Here is a 6,140-nt window from a genome sequence, read left to right as displayed (position 1 = left end):
GGGCAGAGTGGTGTAATCGTTGGGGATACGAATCCTTTTGTGCTGAACGATTCTTATGTTGTCATAGTAGATCGCCACATTCCTGTCATCGTATATGACTCTCACCCGTTTACCTCTGAGCTGCCATGGCACACTGTAGTAATGCCTGTCTTCACGCAATTCGACATGATAGTTGATCTGGACAGTGAGTTCCTTGCATTGTTTGAGGGCATACCGTTCCACCGGCAGGGACTTGAGAACCGGTTTTTCAATCTTCTCAAAGAGTTCTCTTCTGGAGATATTTAAACGCTGAAAGGGTGTGTTATTATGTTTTTCCAGAAGGTCCCAGATGGCCTCGTTGAGTTCCTTAAGAGAGAAAAAAGTCCTGTTTCTGAGTGGAGCATATATCCTCTGGTAGACAAGTCGAACCGCGTTTTCAACCAGCGCTTTGTCTTGTGGACGGCGAACCCGCGCGGGAAGAATAACTGTCCGGTAGTGCTCGGCAAAGTCGTCAAACATGGGGTTGATTCCCGGCTCATACTTGTTGCTCTTCGTTACTCCGGATTTAAGGTTGTCGGGGACAATTGCCTGGGTAGCACCACCGAAGTAGATGAAAGAACGTTCATTCGATCGGATCCAGTCTTCCGACTTCTGGCTTAAAGATCCCTCCGCATAGGTCAACTGACTGGATCCCAGGATAGCCACAAAGACTTCCACCGGTTGTTCCCTGCCGGTTTTGCGATCCTCAATCGTCAGTTTATCACCGGCATAATCGACAAACATCTTGTCGCCGGCCTTATGTTCGATATGCATCGTTATTTTTGATGCATTTCTCCATACCTGAAAGTGATAGCAGAACTGGGAGTAGCTGTAACCGTCTGGATGTCCCTTTTGATACTCATTCCACAGGGTCATGAGGGTTACACCGGTTTTTTTGAGCTCTATCGCAACATAGGGGAATTGTCTTGATAGCTCCTCGTACTTTGAACATTTTCTGTTCTTTTGTTTTTCAAACAGGGCAAGGAACTGGCTGTCTGCCATGTCCTTGATCTGTTCATAGGTAAGGCCGCTTGCGCTGAAGTCCCTGATGTACTGTCCGACAACAGGCCGGGAAATGTTGAGTGCTCTGGCTATCTTTCTCTCGCTCATGTTGGTAGTACACGTGAAACGTATAATCTCTCGAAGCTTTTTCATGCTAATCCTCTTCCGTGCCATTTGCATCTCCTCTTCTGAAGTATTGTTAAGAGAAGATGCTAACCAATTCGGATGGGAAAAGGATGATTAAAAGATGTTTTTTGCATTCCGGAAATGACCCGAAAAGTGGTAAACTTTCCGCCGGAATGGGTGGCAGGTTTCACCCGGAATCAGTGGCAACTATGTTCCGGAATGGGTGGCAGGTTTGGACCGGAATCTGCATGGATAAATAAGCAGGATTTTCATTACTGTTTTCCCGATGTAATCAAGGTACGCGCAAACTCATCCTTGCTCCCTCAGGAGGCAAGGTAAATTATCCCCTTCTTAAGGGGTTATTCTAAAGCCAGCCCCTCTGGGTTTGGATATTTACTAACAGAGAAGGCCACCATGCTGCGGAAGTTGCCAGAAACCTCGGATTTCATAAATATTTGCTTCATAAAGGGGAAAGACATGGAACATCTTCGAATACACCCGCTTATTCACATATTTTCACTTGAAAATAATCTTAAGTAGGCTAAAGAGGTACCCTCAATATGTTTTAAATCTTTAAAGTTCCTATCTGTCTTGTACAAAAAGTTAAGCACTCTTGTAACGCCCTCCCAAACCCCATAATCATGCCATAAAATTACACCAAGCCTATTTCGAAGCAATTTAATCGCTTTCTTCGAATCATTCAATACATATTCATAACTATGTGATCCATCCACAAAAACAAAATCTATTTTGTTGAAAAATTGAGAGAAATCAAATGTCGCCGAATCTCCGAACAGTTGGACGATCTTTTTTTCGTAATCTGTCCCCAAGTACCTACAGCCGATTACATTTTTTTTAATATAAATCTTTTCACCATTAACTATAGGTAGTTTTGTAAAGTTTATCCTATCCTTTGGCAAATCCAATGTGTAAACTGTTGACTCTGGTGAACAATTTGCAGACATATTACAGGTAGTTCTACCATTAAACGTTCCTATTTCAAAAAGCTTACTCGGATTATACGATTGAATTAAGCTGTTGATAACAATAAGTTCATATAGCGACACGTTCCCGTCGACTTTGCGCTCTTTACATATATTGATTAAAACATCTTCTAAGATCAAATCAGACAATTTTACATTTGGGATGATACGAACGTCATATTGAGGATCATAACCGAAATGCTTGCAAATCATGGATATTAGTTGTCGATTTTTAGCAAAAATAAATCCAACAACAAATAAGTACACACAAGTGATTGCGGAGTAAAAATACTTCGCTATAAATAATGCAGCTTTTTTAATTCGAAAATGGCCATTGTCTCGCACAATTTTCATATACCCTAACTCTATAAATTATTCTTCAATCCATCCTACTACACATTCCAATATGTTTCGCCAATCAAAATGTTCAACCAATAAATCCCAATCAGGATTCCAGGTAATATTTAAACCTTTTTCGATTGCATCTATCCATTTTTCTACATCATGCTCGACGGCAATCACATTGGGAAACCCCAAATTCAATACCTCACGAAGAGGAGTGGACACTACCATCTTTCTCGCGGCAGTATACTCTACAAGCTTTATATGGAAAGCAACATCTTGCCATAATGTCTTTTTATTCGGTAGTATTGCCAAATCAAAAAGAAGGAAATATTTTTCAATATTATCAGGGCGGACCGAACCTACAAAAATGACAGAGTCATCTATTGCTTCGTTTTTATATTTAGAAACTTCGGGGCCGGGACCAACTAATACTAAGGCTGCGTTTTTATGACCTTTTTTGAACTCACCAAACACCTTTAATAAAAACGGTAGATTCATCCATTCTCCCCAATTCCCTACCGCACCCAGAATCTCTTTTCCTTCTAATCCTAATCTTGTTCTTAATTTTGAAACATCTTCCTTCATTACATTTCTAAAAAAGTTTATATTTGTTCCATTTGGAAGGAATATAGTCTTACAATTAAACTTCTCCGAAATTATTTCTCCGAGACTTTCAGACACCACGAATACTTTATCCGCCTTTAATACCTCCTCCTCATAAAATTTTAACATATATGTCCCTAATTTATCCTGCCAGTTCTCTACTGGAAGATCTACCAAATCTACAAAATATCTATGATGAGGTTCTTTTTTCACAGGAAAAAGAAAAGAAGCATTTATAACGACATCAAAAGAAATTCTTCTAAAAAGCCTTGAAAGAGAAATCTTATTAAATATTTTAGCTATTGCTCTTGGTGTCGGAATGCATGAGATCCTTAGATACCATATTTTTCCTTTTTTCCTAAAAGATGTCGGTTGAAAAATATTCGACAATAAACTTTTAAATCTTTCTGTTATGTTACGGTCTTCAGGTTGACGCCAATAAAGATAATACACTTCGTAATATTCCGCCAAATGTAAGGCTATTTCTTTTTCTCTTACTCTTATTTCCTCTCCCGGGAAATGGGGGATTACAAGTATTTTTTTAGTTCGCATATTAGCACCCCGTATTTGTATCTATAATAGCAAGATAGCAAGCTTTATATGTGATGACTCCGACCTCGGCTGACGAATTTGGTATCATTGCAACCTCTCTCGTAGAATTTAGAAAGGAGTCTTTCCGTTAAGACTCCCGTGGGGTCTGTGAAAGTTATAAAAGCTTTTCCCTTATGCCAATCTTTTATTTAAATCTATGTCACCTGTATAGGTAAGAAGCTCATAAAATTCCTGTTCATCCGTGCCATGTAACCGTTCGACTTTGCCGCTATGGTTAGGGCTGTATGGTTTAATATAGACCTATCTAATTCCCTGATCTGTGTGATCCCTTCGCTTTCAAAAACAGTTTTGAGATGATATCAAAGATAATTGGATCACTAAACTATTTCCGCAAAACTAACACCAATACTTCTGACCAAATGTGCGAAAACGGCAACTTTTCCAGAATAACGTCGATAAATATCATCATTCCAAATAACATGCGGTGCCTTCCCAAAACTTATTATTGTAAAGCACTCCTCCTGTGCTAAACTTACTGACCTTACCCCATACTATGGTGTAAGGTCAATTACCGAGTATAACCCTGATTCACCATCAAAATCGGAGAACCCTTGAGAAACATAGGTTTATAATGTTTTATTTGCAGTACTCAGGTGCAAGCAAAATTACTGCAAGACCTTATTACTAAAGGAATTCGTAAAATTAGGCGGTGGATTTGGGATAACCAAAACCTATGTTATGCTTATGCAGCCATAGGAACCCAATAATTAACTGTCAATTTTGCCCCACGGTTGCATATCAAAAGGTGAAACAACAGCACGAATTTTATCATTTAAATAATTGAATGGATCTCGAAAGTAGTTATGACAGTGATAGCAGAGGTCATTCAAACTAAAAGTCATTTCAATCATTTTGCTCCTTATTTCCTGACTTTTTTCAGAAGACCATATTTCTTTTATTGAAGATCCCCTTATATTTCCTATTTTCAATTTAAGATTACAATCAAGGCAACAGCAGGTTATATCTCCACTTGAAGTAACAATACATGTTGTAAAAGGAGAAAGACACGGATAAATTATCGGGAAAATCGTGTTCTTTTTCGATCTGAGCACAGTTTCTGATGGTACTTGGCCTGCCCAGTCAATGCTATGGTTTTTATATAAGTGAGTATTTTCATATCTACCAAATGATTTTCTCCACTTTTTAATAAATTTATCAATATATCGGCGATTGATTTTATTAACGACCATTCCAATATGGATCTCCAGATCTTTTTCTCTATTGCGTATTTTCCTCTTTTCAAGAAGACGCATAATCATGCTATTTGTTCTGTGGTAATCTCCCCCAGGTCGAATTTGATCATAAGTTGTTTGATCAATAGCATCTGGCCAAATACCAAAGCTATTTAAGCGACTGTCCAAAATAGCGTCAATTTTTGTTTCATCGAGAAGGCTTGCATTGCTGGAAACCGCGAGTTCTGCATTTGGAAGATATTTTGCAGTAAGGTTTACATAATCAAAAAAGGAAGGATTTAATAAAGCTTCACCGAAGAAATGAAACCCAATATTATGCGGTTGCGGAATATACTTTGAAATTTCTTCAATAACCTTTGAAAATATTTCATGATCGATATGTCCCCTCTTTCTATTCGAATAGGTGCGTGGGCAGGTTTTGCATTTAAGATTACAAGCAGAGGTCACTTCAATATAATAAAAGGTCGGAAATTGCCCAGGAAGCCCCCATTTTTTTATCCGTTTTAGAAAGTGGTCCTTTTTAAGTCCTCGAAACATATCAAAACTCCTCATAAACAGATATCAACCCTTAAACTGACCGAACCGAAAACTATGCAGGTATATAAACTTAGGTAATTAGGTCATACTTGGTAGTAAATTATTTGTCAATAATTGCGAAATTAGGAGAAAGAGATCTCCATCTCTATTATCAAACCGGAATTCCGTTTCTTTCAAGTAAAGATGAAAAAAAAGATGAAAATGATGTTTTGGAATTCCCCTGTATTGATAATGCCATAACAGAGACTTTTTTTAACTCTCCGGGCAGGAGCAAGCTCGATAGATACAACAAAGCACAACTCCTACAAAAAGACATCTGGTTTTATCCCCTGAACAAATACTATCGCCGTATTCTCTGCTCCTAAAGATCGATCCACAACCCGCAAGTCCTACAGGCTTTGTCTGTCAAAATTTTCAAAAAAACGGGTTCACCAAATATTTACCAATTTTCTTTGTTCGCCTCGGCATATCAACGTGTTGGCTATGTCCGGCCCCGTTCCACATTGCGTTCCACCCCATTTCCCAGAAATCACATGTTTCGTTGAGAGCTTGGCTTAGTACTTTTTCGGAGAACTTCGTTTTTAATACACTCAACCACCAATGTTGTATGCTCTTCTTCGGATATATTATAAAAATAATCTTTTCTCATTTTAATACAATTCTTTTTTAATTTTTCTCTCAACTTTGGCAATTCTATGATTTTACGTATGTTGGAAATTAC

Annotated in this window: 6 protein-coding genes; 1 reads left to right on the top strand and 5 read right to left on the bottom strand. The window is 38.3% G+C overall.

The window, feature by feature from the left end:
* Positions 1-1,194: IS21 family transposase (istA, locus tag Q7J67_06790; protein ID MDO9464985.1), on the bottom strand; the 1,194-nt coding region annotated here is incomplete at its 3' end.
* A 93-nt stretch (positions 1,195-1,287) separates the two neighbouring features.
* Here istA and Q7J67_06785 point away from each other — a divergent pair.
* Positions 1,288-1,485: a hypothetical protein gene (locus Q7J67_06785; GenBank protein ID MDO9464984.1), complete on the top strand. Its 198-nt coding sequence runs from the start codon at positions 1,288-1,290 to the stop codon at positions 1,483-1,485.
* A 167-nt stretch (positions 1,486-1,652) separates the two neighbouring features.
* Here the strand turns inward: Q7J67_06785 and Q7J67_06780 are convergent, their stop codons facing one another.
* The 4 genes from Q7J67_06780 to Q7J67_06765 form a co-directional block, all read right to left on the bottom strand.
* Positions 1,653-2,342 (bottom strand): class I SAM-dependent methyltransferase, encoded by a 690-nt coding sequence (locus Q7J67_06780; protein ID MDO9464983.1) that lies wholly within the window; start codon positions 2,340-2,342, stop codon positions 1,653-1,655.
* A gap of 159 nt (positions 2,343-2,501) precedes the next feature.
* Positions 2,502-3,629: a glycosyltransferase gene (locus Q7J67_06775; protein MDO9464982.1), complete on the bottom strand. Its 1,128-nt coding sequence runs from the start codon at positions 3,627-3,629 to the stop codon at positions 2,502-2,504.
* A gap of 767 nt (positions 3,630-4,396) precedes the next feature.
* Positions 4,397-5,419 carry a radical SAM protein gene (locus tag Q7J67_06770; GenBank protein MDO9464981.1) on the bottom strand — a complete coding sequence of 341 codons (1,023 nt, stop codon included), beginning with the start codon at positions 5,417-5,419 and terminating at the stop codon, positions 4,397-4,399.
* A gap of 529 nt (positions 5,420-5,948) precedes the next feature.
* On the bottom strand, positions 5,949-6,140 hold a 192-nt coding region (locus Q7J67_06765), incomplete at its 5' end, for a hypothetical protein (GenBank protein ID MDO9464980.1).

This window comes from bacterium, assembly GCA_030652805.1.
Lineage (GTDB): Bacteria > JAHJDO01 > JAHJDO01 > JAHJDO01 > JAHJDO01 > JAHJDO01.
The sequence above is the reverse complement of the archived record's forward strand: the minus strand, read 5'-3'. Positions and strand labels throughout refer to the sequence as shown.